The sequence below is a fragment of the Phenylobacterium sp. genome (assembly GCF_030681155.1).
In the GTDB taxonomy this organism is placed as follows: domain Bacteria; phylum Pseudomonadota; class Alphaproteobacteria; order Caulobacterales; family Caulobacteraceae; genus Phenylobacterium.
Genome location: NZ_JAUXXE010000021.1, coordinates 39,780 through 56,345, shown reverse-complemented (window position 1 = coordinate 56,345; position 16,566 = coordinate 39,780). Strand labels below are relative to the sequence as shown.

Genomic DNA, 16,566 nt, shown 5'->3' with positions numbered 1-16,566 from the left:
ATGGTGATCGCGGAGAGTTCTGCGCCATCGGCATCGTCTTGCCGCGTTGTCGTTGGAAAGCTCCCTCCAAACCGCGCGTTTGGTGCTTCCATGGATGAAGCGACCAATCGATGAATGGAGAACATTGCGTTTCTTCGCGCCATCGCAAAGTCCTTGGACCAGGAAGCGTCACGCATTCAGTGCTCACCGCCAGGAATGCTCACCGTATGATCTTATGAGCACAATCTGGGAAACAAACCTCTATATGAGCAGCGCTAGCTCGGGGGTCCAACCGCCTCAATATCATGATCTTCCAGCGCCAGCGGAGACCCGCATCGCACGGCCATGCTTGCGACATGGTGTCGGGCCATTGACGTCTCTTAAGTGGAGAAACTCAATGCGTTACGTCACCCTCGTCGGCCTTGCCACCGCCCTGGCGCTCACCGCCACCACCGCCTTCGCCGAGGGGATTTCAACCCACGTTCTCGATCTCGCCCGCGGCGTCGGCGGCAAGGACGTCCCGGTCAAGCTGGAGATTAAGCAGGCGGACGGAAGCTGGCTTCAGGTGGCGAAGGCGAAGACGGACGAGAACGGCCGGGTGCGCTCCTTCGGCGCCGATACCCAGATCAAAGCCGCCACCTACAAGCTGACCTTCGACATGTCTCACTACGGCCAAGCGGGCGCGACGGCCTTCTTCCCGGAAATCGACGTCGTCTTCCGCGTGACAAATCCGACCGCTCACCATCACGTGCCGGTGGTGGTCAGCCCCTTCGGATACAGCACCTATCGCGGCAACTGAAAAAGCCGGCGGCGCTCGCCCAGGCGGGCGCCGCCGCGCCCTCTCCGCAACGGCCTCACTCCTGCTCGACGGTTCAGTCGGCCCGCAGGTGCTGGTTGATAGCGGCCACTGCGCACCCCTCGTCGCCGGCCGCTCCCGGCCCCCGCTACGCCCCCACGACCTGGGCTTTTCGAGCAGTAGCCAGTTCTCCCGCGCCTTCCGCGCTGGGTTCGACTGCACGCCGACACGCGGACCCGCTTACAGGCCGCAGCGTCGCAGTCCAAAGCTCTTCAGCGGCACTTGAAGAACCAAGCCGCCCGCGCGGTTTGAACGGAGCCAGCCACCTCTTGCAGGCCCTCCGACGCAGGTCATCGGTGCGCGTCCGCTTCAACGACGAAACCAATGACCTTCAATGGCCGCCGGCTGCTGGGGCGTGAGCAACGCTTTCTCGCTTGGGGTCAGTCTTAAGTTGTCGAGACCTCTTTTAGGGCCAGCGTTAAGTTGGAAGCTCTAAGTTGTCGATTGTCGGCTCTTCAGCCGGGCGAGCTCCGCCGGGGGCCTTGGTCCGGCCGACGGGCGCGGGCGACCGCAAGGGCTAGGACCTGGCCTATTGTCGGACGGGGCGCGGCTCGTATCCCAACAAATTTTCGGCGAATTCAATAAGAAGGCACAAAGACCACCACCTGGAGGATCGCATAGAGAATTGAGAGTAAGCTATGCTGGCATCCTTAACATGACGCTCAAATGGAGACTGCTGACTTACAAGCTTAACTATTAAGATCAATTGCACGCTCCATCGCCCCCATGTAGCGTTGTTCTCCGGGCTGGAGGAGAACAGCAGTGGCCGATGTCGAAGTCACCTACGACCCGATCACGGTCAACAGCGGCCCGGTCAACGTGGCGGTCACGGGCCTCAATGACATCAAGCTGGACGCTAAGCTCGCCGTCACCGAGCCAATCGAGTCGAAGCTAGCCCTCTCCGTCCCCGAGCCGATCAAGGCCGAACTCAAGTCGGATCTGCAGGCCGACCTCACCTCGGACGGCAAATTCGCCTTCACGATTCCAGAACCCATCCGAACCGATTCAAAGGCTGCGATCGACCTGCAACCGGTCGTTCTGGACCAATGCCTACGCTTGTCGCTCGGACCGCTGCCCGCGACGCGTATCTCCCTGCCGAACCGCCAGCGCGTCGGCCTGACCCTTTTCGGGGTCGAGGTGCTGAGCCTTACCCTGGATGGGGAAGCTCAAGTGCTGGTCGGAGCCCCGCTCAAGCAGGCTCATGTCGTCACTCTTGGCCAGCATCAGTACAGCGACGAACCTCACCACGATCACGCCCACCACCATGGCGACGACGACTATCGTCACGACAGCGGTCCGGTCAGCGGCGCCGGCCTCCACGTCCGGATAGTGGAATAGCTCGCATGGCCAAGCTCGATTTCATCGACTGGCCTGCCGACCGCACCCTGTCGCTATCGGGTTCGGCCGCCTCATTGAAAATTCCTGTCGCACTGCGCAACGCCACCGACGGCGCGATCCAGGTCTCAGACGTCTCCCTGGCCGAGGTCCGCCTCGGCGCAGCTGGCAAACCCCTGCGACTGGCCCCCATACCCGTGCAGATGACCGTCGCGGCCAACGGCACGGCCCAGGCCAAAATCCGCCTGCGACTCGACCCCGCCACGCCGCCGGGACGCTATCAGGGGGAGATCAAACTCGGGGGCGTCAGCCGGCCCGTAGAAATCGAGGTCGTGGAGCGTGCGGAGCTGGCGATCCAGCCGGCTCCTCTTGTGGTCGACGCCGCGCTGGGGCCTGAGCAGCGCTTCGCAGTGGCGTTCGAGAACCGGGGGAACACTCCCCTCACCATCGATCTCACCGGCGACTATCCGCTAGGCGAGGAAGCGCCGCTTGCCTCAGATCGCATTGAGCGGCCGGCGGACGGCGTCGAGCGCCTGGGCCAGATATTCAAGGACGTGATCGGGCTGGGCGCGGCCCCGGTGCTGACGCAAATCGGAACCGTGGGCCTGTTCATGCCGAGCGGGCCGGTGCGGCTGGAGCCCGGGGCGATACGCACCGAGCAGATCGCCGTGGCCCTTCCGAAAGAGCTGTCACCCGTGGCGCGCCACCACGTCTTCGCCCCAGTCTACACCACCGACCTGCATATCGTCATCGTCACGGCGGCCAAGCGCCCGCCAACCGCCAAAGTCACGCGTCGTAAACAAGGAACCGCGGAATGAACCAGGCGACCCTTCAACGACGGCCGGCGGCCGCCTCTCCGATCGATCTCAGCCAGTTCGACTTCAACGAGATCGCGCGGCAGGCCCTGCAGCCGTGGGCCGACGCTTTCGAGACTTGGCGCGCTGGCGTCACCGACCTGATCGACCGGCCCCAGGCGCGGGACCGCACATCCCGCCATGACCACCGGCATCGCCACGAGCACGGTCACCATCACGACCTTCACGGCTCGCACTGCGGGTCAGATCACTGCTCTTGCAAATGCTGCGTTACTGACGCCGACCTGATTGTGGAGACGCGCCTTGGCGAGCGACGGCTGGTGACCTTGATCATCGAGAACCACTGGCGACGTGAGCGCGACATAGAGCTGGAGCTCTCGAGCTGGACGAAGAACCTCCAGGGCGTGCAGGTGGAGGCTGAAATCCTTGGCCAGCTGGCCTTTACGCTCGCGGCCTGCGGCGAGGCCCAGGTCGTGCTGGGCGTCACGATCCGCCAAGCGAAGAGCGAAGTGGTTTCTGATGCGACGGCCAACACCGCTGAGCGCGCGCCGGAAGGCCGGGGGGATATCCCAGACGTCGACGGGTGCGCGGTGTCCTACGCCGACCTGCGGATCAAGGGTTGCGATCTGCGTTCAATCCGGATCGCCGTGGCGGTCCTGCCGCGCGAGTGCGACGCCTACATCGTCGATTGCCACTGCGGGTGCTGCTGATGGCGTCTGGCGGCGACCGGCCTTCGCTGGGGAATGTCACGTCCGACTTGGCGCGTCGCTGGGCCAACCAGCGGCTGGCGGCCGTGCAAAGCTATGGTCGCATCCTGGCCGACTATGGATCGGGTCGCTCGACCAGCGCCGCCGCCGTCGGGGCGTTTGCGCGCCTGGCTGCGGAGGAGGCTGTTCGCTATCCCTCCGACGCCATCGGCCTTGCGAGCGAGTACGCCGCCGCCCTGGCGGGGCGCGCCGGCGCCACGCTGGACGTGGCGGCCGCGCGGCAAGAGCCCCCGATCAGGGACATGGAGCTCTCCGGCCCATTGGGCGGCGAAGCCTCGGGCGAATTCTATCTGAAAAACCCTCACGACCGCCCGGCGGCCCTAAGCTTCCTGGCCGCCCACTTCTTCGGAACCGGCGGCGAAGCCGGACCGGCGGCGGTGTTCGAGCCGGCGGAGTTCACGCTGGCTCCCGGCCAGGAGCAGTTGGTCAAGGTCTCCGCCGCGCTCGATCCCGACCGGGTGAAGGCCGGCCGCAGCTACGCCGCCAACGTTGCGGTCTCCGGCTTCGAGGCGATGGTCCTTCGGGTTCGTCTCCAGGTTCTCGAACCGGCCTAGGCCTATGCCGCAAGCCCTGGCAGTCATTGCTCACGAACCTGGAGCCTCAGGCCCCGACCTGTTAGACCGCGCCCTGGCGCAGGGCGGCTTGCGTGAAGCTATCGGCCAGCGCATCTCCACGGCGCTAGAGCGCAACGGCGTGTGCTCGGCCGTGATCGTCCCGGCCCTTGACGCCTTCGCCGCCGGCTCGCCGACGGCGACTGATCCAGCGCTGGTGGAGCATCTGCTAGAGCTATTGTTTGAGCTCGGCGTCACCGAGGCGTCGGTAGGCTCGACGCGCGGAACCGCGTCGCTGTGGCTTGAGAACCGCGACGTCTTCATGGTCGCCGATCTGCTGGGCTATCGCTACGAGACGCCGAGCGGGCGACCATATGAGGTGATCGATCTTTCCGAGGACCTGAGCTCAAACGTTTTTGGAGAGGATGGTCCACTGGCGCGAACAGGCCTCTCGCGCGCCTGGTTGGAGGCGGACCTGCGGCTGGTGTTCTCGGCGAACCGCACCGATGACGACGACGGCTACGCTCTTTGCCTGTCGACCTTGCTGAGCGTCCTCCCCCAAGCCGACAAGGACTACCATTACCGCCATCGGCGCGAGCCTGGAGAGGTCATAAGCGCGCTCTTGAGCGCTGCGCCGGTACATTTCGCCTTTATCGATGCGATGGTCAGCAGCCATGGCGAGGGGGCTGCCCGCGCCCCTTCGCCCCTCGTCACCGACACCATCATCGCCGCGTCCGACCCGGCCCTCGCCGACTATCTTGGGGCCATGAAGATGGGGCTGGATCCCTTTGTATCCCGCCTCGCCGCGCCCAGTCTGCGGCACGCGCGACCAACGCCTCAGACCCGCATTCTCGGCGCCTTGGAGCCCTATCCCGGCTGGGTCAATGTCAGCCCGGCGCTCATCGCCTCCACCGCCGCGCGACGCGCGTCGCTGGCGGGCGATCGCTCGATCAGACCCGTCCTGCAACAGGTCGACCGTGACATCTTCCCGTTCAAGGATCCGGCCAACGATTGGCTGAACAAGGCGCTGTCAGGGCTCGCGGCGGCCGGGGGAGACAGCGCCCTGCTCACCTTGGCCAACATCTGGCTGGGGGAGCTGGGCAAGGCGGCCGAAACCTATGGCGTGATGATCGACAAGGACGCTCTGCGCCGCCGCGAAGCGTCGATCAATATCGACCCGACCAAGCTGCGGGCCGCCGACTATGACGGTTTGCCCGCCGAACTCCTGGGCCAGGCTGCTCTACTGCGAGGCGTGCCTGCCGACGCGGATGGCGTGCGCTGGCGTTTCGACGACGGCGCCGTCCTGTTCGACGGCGCCAGACGGATCGCCCAGCCGTTTGAGGACTTCGCCGCGTCGGTGGAGATCCACCGGACCATCCAATACATGAACGACTATATCGGCGGTCAGGCCCTGGCGACCCGCCGCGACAAGCAGGGCCGCGTGACGCGCCAGGTCGAGCGCAACCTCTATCTGCCTCAGCCGAACTACACCGCCATCGGCGGCGGCGTCGCCATCGACGTAACCAAGATAGAGACAATCGAGTACGCACCCCGTCGCCAGCGGATGTTCTGGAAAACGGTCAAGAGCGAGAACGATTCGGCCATCGCCGACGATGGCGTCGTCACGTTTGAAGCACTGGGCGAGGACACCCTGGTGACCATCTGGGGGCGGCAGCACTTCCGCCTGCCCCCGATCTGGGCGGCCATCGACCAGGGACTGGATCCGGCCATGAAGCGGACTCTGGTCTCTCAAGCCTATGGTCAGTTCTTCAACCGCACCTTCGCCAATCTGGAAGCTGTTTCCGAAGGGCGCGATGTCAGGATCGGCAAGCCCTGGTCTGATGCGCCCGAAGGCGAGCCCCTACCAGTCGAGCGGCTCAGCGGCTTTGTGCGCAAGCTACAGAGCGATGGACGGCTGGATGTTCCCGCCGCGCTCAAGGGAGCCGTGCGCGCCAGCGCCGAGATCAAGCCCCTGCGGATTGACGCCGATGGCTTCCGCTATTTCGACGCCGGGGCCTTCAGCGCCCCCGCACCAGCCAGATCGCCGTTGGAAAGCGCAATGCGCGACCTGCGCCATGCGGCGCGGGTCGATGCGGGAACCGCGGAATGAAGGCTCTCGTCACCGGCGCCAACGGACTGATCGGGGCCAACCTTTTGCGCGAGCTGCTGCGCGAGGGCCTGACCCCCACCGGCTTTGTGCGCCCCACGGCCGATCTATCATCTATCGGCGCTCTTCCGATGGAACTGAGGACGGGCGACGTGCTGGCCCCCGAAAGCCTCGCCCCGGCCATGGCCGGCCAGGACGTGGTCTTCCATACCGCCGTGGCCTTCAGCTATTGGGGCCACGAGCCCGCCGAGATGGCTCGCACGGCCATCGAAGGCAGTCTCAACATCCTGACCGCCGCCGCCCAGGCTAAGGTCAAGCGGGTGGTGATGACCTCCTCCTCGGTCACCCTCGGCGCATCCTACCGACCCGAGATCCGTGACGAGACGTTCAGCGCCCAGGACGATCCCGACGAGTCCGCCTACGTCCTGGCCAAGATCGCCCAGGAGCGAGAGGCGCTGGCCGCCGCGCGGCGGCTCGGCGTGGAGATCGTCTTCGCCTGCCCGACGATGAGCGTCGGCCCGTTCGGCGCCAGCCTCGGCCCCAGCAACGGCATCCTCACCAGCTATCTCGCCGATCCCCTGCGAATGACCTGGGCTGGCGGATGCAACATCGTGTCGGTGCGGGACGTGGCGGCCGGCCATATCCTGCTGGCGCGACATGGCGCAGCCGGCGAGCGCTATGTCCTGGGGTCGGAGAACCTGGACTGGCGCGACATCCACGCCATGGTCGCCGACCTGGCTGGCGTCGGCGCGCCCCAAACCACCGCCAGCGCGGTGGCGTGCTACGGCTTGGCCGCCGCAGAGGAGTTTCGCGCCAGGGTGACCGGAAAGGCTCCTTTAGCCACCCGCGCCCAGGCGCGAATGGTCGGGCGATACTACTGGTACGACCACGGACGCGCCGGCGCGCTCGGCTACCGGCCACGGCCAGCCCGTGAGGCGCTGGCGGAGGCTCTGGCCTGGCTCTCGCCCTCCCCCCACATCTCGCGCGAGACGCGCACGGGCATGCGGCTAGCCGCGGAAGTTCAGGCCGCTCGGCGCGCCACCGCGCTCGATGAGACCCGTCTCGGCCTAGGGTCGGCTGCATGAAGGACTTCCGCTGCCTCGTCGGTTTGAAGTATCCCCCGAAAAGGGTCGCGGCGGGCGTGCGCGACATGATGGACCAGGTCGCCCCCGCCCTGGACCAGGTCGAGAAAATCGCCGCGGTGACGCGGGTGGAACGACCGGACGGGGGCTGCGCCCTTGTCAACGAATGGCGGGTCAGCCCTACCTTGCCTCCGACGCTCAACGGACTGGTGACACCCGACATGCTCGGCTGGCTGGATCACGCTGAGTGGTCTTCGGACCTGGCGCTCTGCACCTGGCGGATCGAGCCCTACTTCATGGCGCAGGCCATCAATTGCCACGGGACGACCCGCTTCGAGCCGGCCATGGGTGGTCGCGGGACGCGAGCGGTTTTCGAGGGCAAGCTGGATATCGATCCCGCCGCCATGTCCACTATTCCCATGACTTGGCGCGGCCCAGCCTCGCTGGCCGTGGAGATGTTGATCGGAACTATCATCCCGCAGAATTTCCGAAAGACCGTCAACGCCGTGGCCGAGCTGCTGGAAACTCAGCCGACCAGCACCCCGTGATGGAACCCCAACCGGGGATCGGCCATCGCCGACAGGGTCGGCACGAACTCCTGGATGTCGGGCATGGGCGCGCGCAAGCGCAACGTGTTGGATGGATAATCGTAGATACTGATGTGGTTGAGGCCGCGATTGGCGGTGAACAACAGGCGCTGGTCCGATGAGAGCTGGCAGGCGTAGACCGAGTCCAGCAGCGAGAAGCGGCTGACTTTCAAGGCGTTCAGGATGTGCTGGGAATTGCCGAAGACATTGCCCCGCGCCAGCACGTCATAGGCCTGGCTCGCGACCTCCCGCGGCCGTTGAGCCAGGGCGGCGGGGTCGGGACGCTCGTCGATCATCCGGTAGCGCGCCATGTTTTCCAGCTCTAGGAACAGGATCGACTGGCTGCCGCCGTTGCAGAAAATCAGCTCGCTGTCAGACATGGCGATGTCGGAGTTGATGTGGGCCGGGGTGTCGCGCCCCGTCGCCCAGTGGCGGAGGATCTGACCGCTCGCCGCGTCGATCTCGAAGACATACTCCTTCAGATAGGCCATGGCCCACTCGTGATAGTCGACCCGGTCCATTGGGGCGACGCGAAACGATATCGCGTAGAACAACTCCTCGGTCCGGTGCGGCAGCACGTGCCAGCAGGTCGCCGGCAGCTTGACCACCGTGACCTTGCCGGTTTCCATGTCGCGTATCCCCACATGGCGCGCCTCGCCTCGACGGCCGCGGCTGGGATCATCCATCGCCCCGTAGCAGAGATAGCGCCCCGACGCGGTCAGCTTCATGGCGTGCGGGAGGCGGACCCCGTGCGGCTCCAGCCGTTCCGGGTTCTCCAGGTCATCAAGAGAAAAGCGCCAGAAATGGCGGCCGATCGCGGTGATGAACGTGCTGTCGTCCAGCCAGGCCAGATGCGTGCTTCCCTGCAGCGACGTGTCTGGCGTTTCGAACCGCAGGGTCGAGACCCGCGCGGTCTCTTCCAGCGTATCGGCGTCGAAGAAATGGAGGTGCTGGCCGGCGTTGCCCAGAAATCCGGTCGTTCCCGTGGGATTGACCGAGCAGGCATGTCCCGCGGCTATGCCGTCATAGTATTTGATCTTCCAAGCGAAGGTCTCGGTCTCGGGGCAATAGAGGAACAGGCACATGCCAGCCATGCCCTCGAGGCCATTGGCGCCGTTGCCATCGAGCGCGATGTAGAACGCGTACGGGTAGCCCCGCATCCATGACTCCAATCTCGGGAGCCCCCGCTGGCCAAGCTAGCCGTAATTTCCGCGTCTGACAGCAGGACTTTCGGGCTTCAGACGCGATGTCGGCTCAGTCGGCAAACGAGGCGATCTTCAATGCCGACGCACCGAGCCAGCGACGACCGCGGCACCTGCGGCGACGACCAGCGCGTCCTCGATCAGGCCGCTCCGGGTCTGTCCTAAACGCGCCATGGCGCGTTTACGGCCCGCCAGTGTCAGATAAGCCAAGGGAACCGCCGTCGCGACGGCGACCGCGGCTCCGGCCTTCTCACGCCCGCGCGGCGCCAAGGCCGCGCCCGCGACGCCAGCGCTCATCACGCGGGCGAGCAAGCCCAGGAAGACGGTGCGGTCGGGGGCCGATTTCATCTTGTCGCCGAACAGCTCCCCGGCGCCCATAGCCAAGGCGCCGAACTTGAAAACGGGATGGTCCAGCAAGACCAGTCGCCCTGGTGTACGCCGCCCAGCGAGGCGAGCAGTCGCAAGCGTCGCCATTGGCGTCATGGAGCGGGCGCTCGCCACCGCGCCGATGAGAACAGACGAAAGCAGCCCGAGATTTTTCATATCGGCTCAACACCTGAGATGAGCCGAGGTTCAGTCGCGGGCCTCATCCCTCCGCCTCACGCCTCGGCGGGCGCCGCGTGTTCCGGCAGCCCCAGGATCCGCTTGGCGATGATGTTGTTCTGAATTTCGTACGACCCAGCGAAGATCGTGTTCGCCTTGCCCGACAGCCACTCGCGCACGCACGCCAGTTCGTCGTCCTGAAACGCCTCCCCCTCCCAGCCAAGCCCTTGTTGGCCCATGGATTCGACGAGCAACTCCGCGCGCTCCTGCACCAGAAGCGACGAGACGTTTTTCAGAATTGAGGTGGCGGCGTTCGGCCCGCCCGTCCCGGACTCAAGGGCCGCGCGTTGCATGGTCAGGCCGAACGCCTGACGCTCCATCGCGTGCCTCACCAGCCTCATGCGCAGATCACCGTCGGCCAGGCGTCCGGTCTCGTCGCGCCCCAAGTACTCAACGACGACCTCCTCGATCGGCCGCTTCTCGGTTGCGCGCGGCGGGGCGTCTTCGCTGCGCTGACGCTCGTACTGCAGGAGCCGCTTGCCGATGGTCCAGCCACCATTCAGCGGTCCCACGAGATTGCTCTTTGGCGCCGCGACGTCGGTGAAGAACGTCTCGCAGAACGGCGAACGGCCGGAAATCAGCCGTATCGGTCGCACCTCGATCCCGGGCGAGCGCATATCAATCAGCAGGAAGGAAATCCCGTCGTGCTTGCGCGAGGGATCTGTGCGGACGAGGCAGAAACACCAGTCGGCGTATTGAGCGCCGCTCGTCCAGGTCTTTTGGCCGGAGACCAGAAAGTGGTCGCCGCGATCCTCGGCCCGGGTCTGAAGCGAGGCCAGGTCCGAACCAGCGCCCGGTTCGGAGTACCCCTGGCACCAACGCGCCTCGCCGCGGGCGATCGGCGGGATGTGGGCCAGCTTCTGGGCTTCGGTTCCATATTCCAACAGTGTCGGCCCAAGCATCCGCACGCCCATGCTGTAGCCGATCGGATTCCACGCTCCGACCCGCCGCATCTCTTCACGCAGCACGCGCGCCTGCGCGGTCGAAAGACCGCCCCCGCCATATTCAGCAGGCCAGGTGGGCGTCGCCCAACCTTTCGCGCAGAGCGCCGTTCGCCATTGCCTGAACGCCACACTGTCCGGCTCCGCCGCGCCGGCTTGTGGCGCTCTTCCGGCGAGAACGGAGGGAAACTCGCTGGCGAGCCAATCGCGAACTTCGCGACGGAAATCCTCCAAGGAGCCCTGAGCTACGAGCGTCGCCTGCATGTTCGCCATCCGTAAACCGCCTACCGAAAGCGTCTTATCGCAATTAGTGTGAATGTCACCGTGAAACCTAGGACTTCAGTCTCAGGCGTACTGGCGCGGGCCGCAGGGACAACTATGCTGCCCCTTCCATGACCACGACGCAGACAATCGAACTGACCCGTAGCGCCCTGTTCGAGCAGGTGTGGCGAGAACCGCTGTCGGCGGTGGCGCGGCAGTTCGGTCTCAGCGCCAGCGGCCTGGCCAAGATCTGCGACAGAACCGCGATCCCCTATCCGACGCGCGGACACTGGGGAAAGGTAAAGTCGGGACGCGCGCCGGACCCGCCGCAACTGCCGCCCGCGCCGCTTGGCGTGCTCGAGACCCTGACCATCGCCCCGGGCCAAGCGATCCCAAGACGGCCAAGCGCTCGCCTGCCGCTGGAGGAACGGCGTGAGCATCTGCTCGACGCCGCTGCGCAGATCATTGTTCGCGAAGGCCTGTCCGCAGTCACCATCAAGCGCATAGCCCGCGATGTGGGCCTGACGGCGCCACGCGCCTATGACTTCTTCCCCTCGGTCGATGACCTGCTGATTGAGCTGGCTCGCCGCGAACTACAGGCGGTGCGCGCGGCCCAGCAGCAACGCATCGACACAGCGGTTCGCCCGGCCGACCGCCTACGCCTCTCCACCGTGGCCTACCTGCGCGAGGTCGCCCAGCGCGGCGTGCTGCTGCAGGTGCTTCAGGCCGCGCCGGCCGTTCGCAAGGGCCTCCGACGCGAGCAGCGCGCCATACGGACCGCGAACACCGAAGTCGTCGCGGGACGCTTCAGTCATAGCCATGGAGTGCCGGAAGACGTGGCACGAGCGGCGACGACGGTGCTGACCAGCGCTGTCTTGCGCACCGGCCGGCTACTGGCGCGTGGAAGGCTTAGCCTCGATACGGCCGAGCATCTGGCGGCAGAGATCGTGGAGGCTGGCAACCGACGTCTAGCCGTGCGCTTCCAAGCCACCACGGCGGGCGACGTCGATAACGCCTAGCACCAGCTCGCGGCAGAGAACCGAGCCGCGCTCAAAATCCAGATCGCCCTGATAAGCCAACCGCCCGCACTCTTCGGGCATGGTGAAGCCGATGCTCACACAAGCGACGGCCTTACGGACAGGCAGGCTGAACTCATTTCGAACAGCGCGCACCAGCAGCCTGGCGGCGCGATCACGAACGGCCAGCGCGGCGTCGGAGACCTGCCCGGCCATGAACCGGTCGCGCAAGACGAGGTGGATGAGCGGACCAGTCTCAGCGACGTAACGATAGTAGATTTCCGCCGCGGCGGTCGCGAGTGCCACGACGCCATGCTCGCCCCGCAGGGCCCGATCAAGGCGGAGCTCAAGAACACTGAGCTTGGCCTCCAGGAGCCCATTGTAGAGGTCGTGCGAGCCTGGGAAGTATTTGTAGACCAACGCCTTGCTGACCTTGGCGCCGTCAGCCACGGCCTGAACGCTAAGCGGAAGGTAGCCCTGCTCCAGAAGCAACTCGCCGGCGACCGCCAGCAGGCTCTCGCGGCGCGCGTCGGGCGTCAGGCGTTGGCCGCGGCGTAGGCGCGGGCGGCTCATGCGAACCCTTTGTGCTGACTAGGTTGCCGCCGGTTGATCATCGGCCTTCCGACTCAAGCGCCTCTGCCTCATCCGCGTTTAGACCGGCTTGGGGGCCGAGGCGAGTTTGCGCCGGGCCGGCCTAACCTCGCGCTCACCGCATTTGTCCAAGACAGGCCATCGCCGATATTATAGTGTGAATGTCAATAATAGGGAGGAGCCGAGATGCCTTACGCCGCCGGGCGCGTCTTCCACGACGCCGACAGCCACGTGATGGAGCCGGCCGACTGGCTGGTTCCCTTCGCTGATGCCGCGATGAAGGATCGGTTGCTGCGCCGCGATCCTCCCTCCACCCGACCACCAGTCGAAGCGCCCACGGAAAAAATCATCGAAGGCCTGATTGGCGGGCCGAAGGGGCGTCTCGCCTATGGCGCACATGACTCTGGCGAACGTATCCGGGCCTTGGAGGAGCTGGGCTTTTCAAGCCAGCTCGTCTTTCCGACCTCCGCCCTGCGCCCCTTCCGCACGAGCAGCGACCAGGACGTGCTCTATGCCGGCGCCCGAGCGGCCAACAAGGCGATGGCGGCCTTCTGTCGCGACCCGCGCCTGCTTGGCGTGGCCTATGTCCCGCTGGACAATCCTGATCGCGCTCTCGAGGAGGCCCAGCAAGCCATCGCCCTTGGCTGCCGTGCGATTTGGGTCCCCTCCACGCCGGCCGGCGACAAGTCGCCGGGCCACCCGGACCTCGATCGGTTTTGGGCGCTTCTGGCGGCGACCCGGACGCCCTTTGTCCTCCACATTGGCGCGGGATCGCGCACCATGCCCGCCGAGTACGTCAATAACGGGAAGCCCAAGTCGCCGGACCTGCATGGGGGCGGGGAAAACCTCCGCTTCAAAGACTATGTGGCTCTCCCGCACTCTGCCGAGATGTTCCTCGGCGCGCTGGTCTACGACGGCGTGTTCGACCGACAACCGGACCTTCGCGGCGGGGTCATCGAGTACGGCGCCTATTGGGTGCCCGGCTTCCTGCGTCAGATGGACATGGGGGCTCGCTCGTTCGGTCGCACAGACCCCTATCTGAAGGCCCTGTCGGCCAAGCCATCGGAGATCATCCGCCGGCACGTCAAGTTCACGCCCTTCCCCGGCGAGGATGCGGGCTACCTGATCCGCGACAGCGGCGCAGACCTCTACATGTTCTCCAGCGACTATCCGCATCCGGAGGGCACGAACGACCCGATCGCCCGTTTCGAACGAACCTTCGAGGGTCTGGGCGAGGCTGACCGCGACAGCTTCTATCGCGCCAATTTCGAAGACATGATGGGCATGGTTCCGGAAGGAGCGACGCAGTGAGCGAAGCAGTCATACAACACCCCCTGACCGGCGAATTCCGCGCGCCTCACAACGGCTTTCAGCAGGCGCCCGGCTCGATCCACAATGACGAGGTGGCCTCCAAACTCGGCTTCAAGGGCGGCACGGTGCCCGGCTCGGTCCACATGGATCAGTTCGTGCCGTTGCTGATGCAGATCTATGGTCGCGCCTGGTTCGAAACCGGCGACATCTCTCTTCACTTCAGCCAGGCCACGGTCGATCGCGAAGAAGTCCAGGCGAGTGTTCAGCCAGACGCCTCCCGCGCCCGCCTGCTGATGTTCAACCGCGCCGGCCAGCAGGTATGTGTCGGCACCGCCTCGCCGAATGCGCGCGACGCCGGTTCGGAGATCGCCCGGCGCATGGCCGAGCAGGCGGACGCGGACCTAGGTCGTCTTCGAATCTATGCCGACATGCGCGTAGGCGACACGACGTCGGACATTCCGATGCGGGTGAGCCGCGCCGACTACGACGCTGGGCTTGGCCGCATTACCGAGCGCCTATCCCTCTATGACGCCGAGGGCGTGCTATCGCCGGCCTACGCCATCCGGTTGGCGCACATGAGCCGCCCCTTCGTGATGGCCAAGGCCAAGACGCCCTATGTGGGCCTCTTCGGCGCGCTGGAGGTTCGGCACTTGGCCGGCCCCCTGCTCGCCGACAAGGACTATGTGGGCCGCACCACAATGCGGAAGATCACCGAGAGCCCGAAGACCGAAAACGTCTGGTACGACGTCGACATCGCTGACGCCGCCACGGGCGAAGACGTGGCCAGCGTCACCTTCATGATCCGCGCGATGAAGGCCTCGTCTCCACTCTGGAGCTGAGACGACCGGCCGACGCAGGTTCAAGACAACGACATAAACGGGAGACGTGGGGATGAACGCGCCGGCGGGGATCGAGGGAGCCGACATCAAGGCCCGAGTGGATGCAGCCGTCGATTCCGGCATGTGCATGGCTGTCTGGGCCGAACTTCAGCCGGACAAGATGGCCGTCCTCGAAGTTTCCGGCCGAAGCCGGACCTTCGGCGAGCTGAACGCCAACGCCAACCGCCTGGTCAAGATGATGCGGGCCCATGGGCTGGAAGCGGGCGACGCTGTCGCGATCGTCTGCTCCAACCGGGTCGAATTCCCCGAGGTGCTGTTCGCCACCCTGCGTGGCGGCTTTCGCCTGACGCCCGTGAACTGGCACCTGAAGCCCGACGAGATCGCCTATGTGGTCGACAACTGCGAGGCCAAGGCGCTCTTCGCCGATGCGCGCATCGGCGGCGTCGAGGCCGTGGGCGCATCCTGCCCGCAGCTCAAGCTGAAGGTCGCCATCGGCGGTGAGTTGCCGAACTTCACCGCCTACGACGACATCGCCGCGTTTCCAGGCGAAGACATCGATGACCCCGTGCGGGGCTCCACCATGCTCTACTCCTCGGGCACCACCGGTAGGCCGAAGGGGGTCTACAAACCAGGCGCCCAGGCGATCGGCGGCTACGACCCGATGTATGACCGCGCCGTGGACAAACACATCTGCACGGGTCCGGCCTATCATGCCTCGCCGCTGGCCGGAGACATCCGCCGGGCCCTCAACAACGGCGTCCCGACCGTGTTGATCGACAAGTGGGACGCCGAACAGGTCCTGCAGATCATTCAGGATCAGAAGGTCACCCGCGGCCATTTCGTCCCGATCATGTTCCAGCGAATGCTGAACCTGCCGGCAGAGGTCCGGGCCAAGTACGACCTGAGTTCGCTGAAGCGCATCACCCACGGCGCGGCCCCCTGCCCGCCCGACGTAAAGCGGGCGATGATCGAGTGGCTGGGGCCAGTTCTGTTTGAGTACTACGCCGGCTCCGAAGGGGGCGTTGGCTTCACCATAACCTCGGAGGATTGGCTGAAGCACCCCGGGGCCGTCGGCCGCCGGCCGCATAAGGACGCCGCCAAGATTCTCGATGAAAACGGCCAGGAGTGCGCGCCGGGCGTCGCCGGCGCCATCTATCTCAGCCTCAAGGTCCAGGGCGGCTTCACCTACTACAAGGACGACGCCAAGACCGACGCCGGTCGCCGCGACGGCTACTTCACCATGGGTGATGTGGGCTATCTCGACGAGGACGACTGGCTATTCCTCACCGGCCGCAGCGCTGAGACGATCATCGCCGGCGGGGTCAACATCTACCCGCAGGAGATCGACAACGAACTCATCAAGCACCCCGCCGTGGAGGACAGCTGTACGGTCGGCGTTCCGCATGATGAGTGGGGCGAGGAGATCCGCGCCGTGATCCAGCTGAAGCCCGGCTTCGCACACTCCGATGAGCTCAGGCGTGAAATCTTGGACTACGCCGCCCGGGTGGTCGCCAAGTACAAGGTTCCGCGCGGTGTGGACTTCGTCGAGACACTACCGCGCAACGAGGCCGGCAAGATCCAGCGCAACAAGGTCAGGGCTCCCTATTGGGAAGGCCGCGCACGGGCGATCTAGCGGCTGCGCAAGCAGAGCGTTGCTCAGGACCTGAGGTGCTCACGAAGTAAGGGCGTTGGAATTCGGCCGATTCCGCGCGTTCATTGTGAT

At 65.5% G+C, this 16,566-nt stretch carries 16 protein-coding genes; 12 read left to right on the top strand and 4 right to left on the bottom strand.

Features of this window, described 5'->3' with window-relative positions; genetic code table 11:
- Positions 1–376: 376 nt before the first annotated feature.
- From uraH to Q8M13_RS04540, 8 genes are all read left to right on the top strand, one after another.
- Entirely contained in the window at positions 377–778 is a 402-nt protein-coding gene (uraH, locus tag Q8M13_RS04575; protein ID WP_305298495.1) for a hydroxyisourate hydrolase, read from the top strand.
- Positions 779–1,597: 819 nt separating this feature from the next.
- Positions 1,598–2,173: a hypothetical protein gene (locus Q8M13_RS04570; RefSeq protein ID WP_305298493.1), complete on the top strand. Its 576-nt coding sequence runs from the start codon at positions 1,598–1,600 to the stop codon at positions 2,171–2,173.
- Positions 2,174–2,178: 5 nt separating this feature from the next.
- Positions 2,179–2,988 (top strand): hypothetical protein, encoded by an 810-nt coding sequence (locus Q8M13_RS04565; protein WP_305298492.1) that lies wholly within the window; start codon positions 2,179–2,181, stop codon positions 2,986–2,988.
- Positions 2,985–3,695, top strand: coding sequence for a hypothetical protein (locus Q8M13_RS04560; protein WP_305298491.1), 711 nt, complete (start codon positions 2,985–2,987; stop codon positions 3,693–3,695). Before Q8M13_RS04565 ends, Q8M13_RS04560 begins: the two co-directional genes overlap by 4 nt.
- Positions 3,695–4,306, top strand: a complete 612-nt coding sequence (locus Q8M13_RS04555) for a hypothetical protein (protein ID WP_305298489.1) — start codon at positions 3,695–3,697, stop codon at positions 4,304–4,306. The genes Q8M13_RS04560 and Q8M13_RS04555 overlap by 1 nt, the downstream gene beginning before the upstream one ends.
- A gap of 4 nt (positions 4,307–4,310) precedes the next feature.
- On the top strand, positions 4,311–6,413 hold the full coding sequence (locus Q8M13_RS04550) for a DUF362 domain-containing protein (RefSeq protein WP_305298487.1): 2,103 nt from the start codon (positions 4,311–4,313) through the stop codon (positions 6,411–6,413).
- Positions 6,410–7,495 carry an NAD-dependent epimerase/dehydratase family protein gene (locus Q8M13_RS04545; RefSeq protein ID WP_305298486.1) on the top strand — a complete coding sequence of 362 codons (1,086 nt, stop codon included), beginning with the start codon at positions 6,410–6,412 and terminating at the stop codon, positions 7,493–7,495. Before Q8M13_RS04550 ends, Q8M13_RS04545 begins: the two co-directional genes overlap by 4 nt.
- A complete protein-coding gene (locus tag Q8M13_RS04540; RefSeq protein WP_305298485.1) occupies positions 7,492–8,040 on the top strand; it encodes a hypothetical protein in 549 nt (182 codons plus the stop codon). The genes Q8M13_RS04545 and Q8M13_RS04540 overlap by 4 nt, the downstream gene beginning before the upstream one ends.
- Here Q8M13_RS04540 and Q8M13_RS04535 read toward each other — a convergent pair.
- The 3 genes from Q8M13_RS04535 to Q8M13_RS04525 all read right to left on the bottom strand — a co-directional run bounded on the left by Q8M13_RS04535 (position 8,019) and on the right by Q8M13_RS04525 (position 11,098).
- Complete coding sequence (locus tag Q8M13_RS04535) at positions 8,019–9,239, bottom strand: hypothetical protein (protein WP_305298484.1); 1,221 nt, start codon at positions 9,237–9,239, stop codon at positions 8,019–8,021. The two genes, Q8M13_RS04540 and Q8M13_RS04535, sit on opposite strands and share 22 nt — an antisense overlap.
- 117 nt (positions 9,240–9,356) lie before the next feature.
- Positions 9,357–9,824 (bottom strand): hypothetical protein, encoded by a 468-nt coding sequence (locus Q8M13_RS04530; RefSeq protein ID WP_305298483.1) that lies wholly within the window; start codon positions 9,822–9,824, stop codon positions 9,357–9,359.
- A gap of 56 nt (positions 9,825–9,880) precedes the next feature.
- Positions 9,881–11,098 carry an acyl-CoA dehydrogenase family protein gene (locus tag Q8M13_RS04525; RefSeq protein ID WP_305658001.1) on the bottom strand — a complete coding sequence of 406 codons (1,218 nt, stop codon included), beginning with the start codon at positions 11,096–11,098 and terminating at the stop codon, positions 9,881–9,883.
- Between the two features lie 119 nt (positions 11,099–11,217).
- Here Q8M13_RS04525 and Q8M13_RS04520 point away from each other — a divergent pair, with 119 nt between their 5' ends.
- Positions 11,218–12,105, top strand: a complete 888-nt coding sequence (locus Q8M13_RS04520; RefSeq protein WP_305298481.1) for a TetR/AcrR family transcriptional regulator — start codon at positions 11,218–11,220, stop codon at positions 12,103–12,105.
- Here the strand turns inward: Q8M13_RS04520 and Q8M13_RS04515 are convergent.
- Positions 12,055–12,675 (bottom strand): TetR/AcrR family transcriptional regulator, encoded by a 621-nt coding sequence (locus Q8M13_RS04515; protein WP_305298479.1) that lies wholly within the window; start codon positions 12,673–12,675, stop codon positions 12,055–12,057. The two genes, Q8M13_RS04520 and Q8M13_RS04515, sit on opposite strands and share 51 nt — an antisense overlap.
- A gap of 204 nt (positions 12,676–12,879) precedes the next feature.
- On the opposite strand from Q8M13_RS04515, the gene Q8M13_RS04510 reads away from it, so the two are divergent.
- The 3 genes from Q8M13_RS04510 to Q8M13_RS04500 are packed head-to-tail and all read left to right on the top strand — an operon-like array spanning position 12,880 to position 16,476.
- On the top strand, positions 12,880–14,004 hold the full coding sequence (locus Q8M13_RS04510) for an amidohydrolase family protein (RefSeq protein WP_305298478.1): 1,125 nt from the start codon (positions 12,880–12,882) through the stop codon (positions 14,002–14,004).
- On the top strand, positions 14,001–14,843 hold the full coding sequence (locus Q8M13_RS04505; protein WP_305298477.1) for a hypothetical protein: 843 nt from the start codon (positions 14,001–14,003) through the stop codon (positions 14,841–14,843). Before Q8M13_RS04510 ends, Q8M13_RS04505 begins: the two co-directional genes overlap by 4 nt.
- A 52-nt stretch (positions 14,844–14,895) precedes the next feature.
- On the top strand, positions 14,896–16,476 hold the full coding sequence (locus Q8M13_RS04500) for an AMP-binding protein (RefSeq protein ID WP_305298476.1): 1,581 nt from the start codon (positions 14,896–14,898) through the stop codon (positions 16,474–16,476).
- Positions 16,477–16,566 lie beyond the last annotated feature (90 nt).

Bases quoted from the DNA above. Each gene is read 5' to 3' on its own strand.
- Q8M13_RS04545 (WP_305298486.1), top strand. From the start codon at position 6,410: ATGAAGGCTCTCGTCACCGGCGCCAACGGACTGATCGGGGCCAACCTT.
- Q8M13_RS04520 (WP_305298481.1), top strand. From the start codon at position 11,218: ATGACCACGACGCAGACAATCGAACTGACCCGTAGCGCCCTGTTCGAG.
- Q8M13_RS04525 (WP_305658001.1), bottom strand. From the start codon at position 11,098: ATGGCGAACATGCAGGCGACGCTCGTAGCTCAGGGCTCCTTGGAGGAT.
- Q8M13_RS04550 (WP_305298487.1), top strand. From the start codon at position 4,311: ATGCCGCAAGCCCTGGCAGTCATTGCTCACGAACCTGGAGCCTCAGGC.
- Q8M13_RS04500 (WP_305298476.1), top strand. From the start codon at position 14,896: ATGAACGCGCCGGCGGGGATCGAGGGAGCCGACATCAAGGCCCGAGTG.
- Q8M13_RS04515 (WP_305298479.1), bottom strand. From the start codon at position 12,675: ATGAGCCGCCCGCGCCTACGCCGCGGCCAACGCCTGACGCCCGACGCG.
- uraH (WP_305298495.1), top strand. From the start codon at position 377: ATGCGTTACGTCACCCTCGTCGGCCTTGCCACCGCCCTGGCGCTCACC.
- Q8M13_RS04565 (WP_305298492.1), top strand. From the start codon at position 2,179: ATGGCCAAGCTCGATTTCATCGACTGGCCTGCCGACCGCACCCTGTCG.
- Q8M13_RS04510 (WP_305298478.1), top strand. From the start codon at position 12,880: ATGCCTTACGCCGCCGGGCGCGTCTTCCACGACGCCGACAGCCACGTG.
- Q8M13_RS04555 (WP_305298489.1), top strand. From the start codon at position 3,695: ATGGCGTCTGGCGGCGACCGGCCTTCGCTGGGGAATGTCACGTCCGAC.
- Q8M13_RS04535 (WP_305298484.1), bottom strand. From the start codon at position 9,239: ATGCGGGGCTACCCGTACGCGTTCTACATCGCGCTCGATGGCAACGGC.
- Q8M13_RS04530 (WP_305298483.1), bottom strand. From the start codon at position 9,824: ATGAAAAATCTCGGGCTGCTTTCGTCTGTTCTCATCGGCGCGGTGGCG.
- Q8M13_RS04560 (WP_305298491.1), top strand. From the start codon at position 2,985: ATGAACCAGGCGACCCTTCAACGACGGCCGGCGGCCGCCTCTCCGATC.
- Q8M13_RS04540 (WP_305298485.1), top strand. From the start codon at position 7,492: ATGAAGGACTTCCGCTGCCTCGTCGGTTTGAAGTATCCCCCGAAAAGG.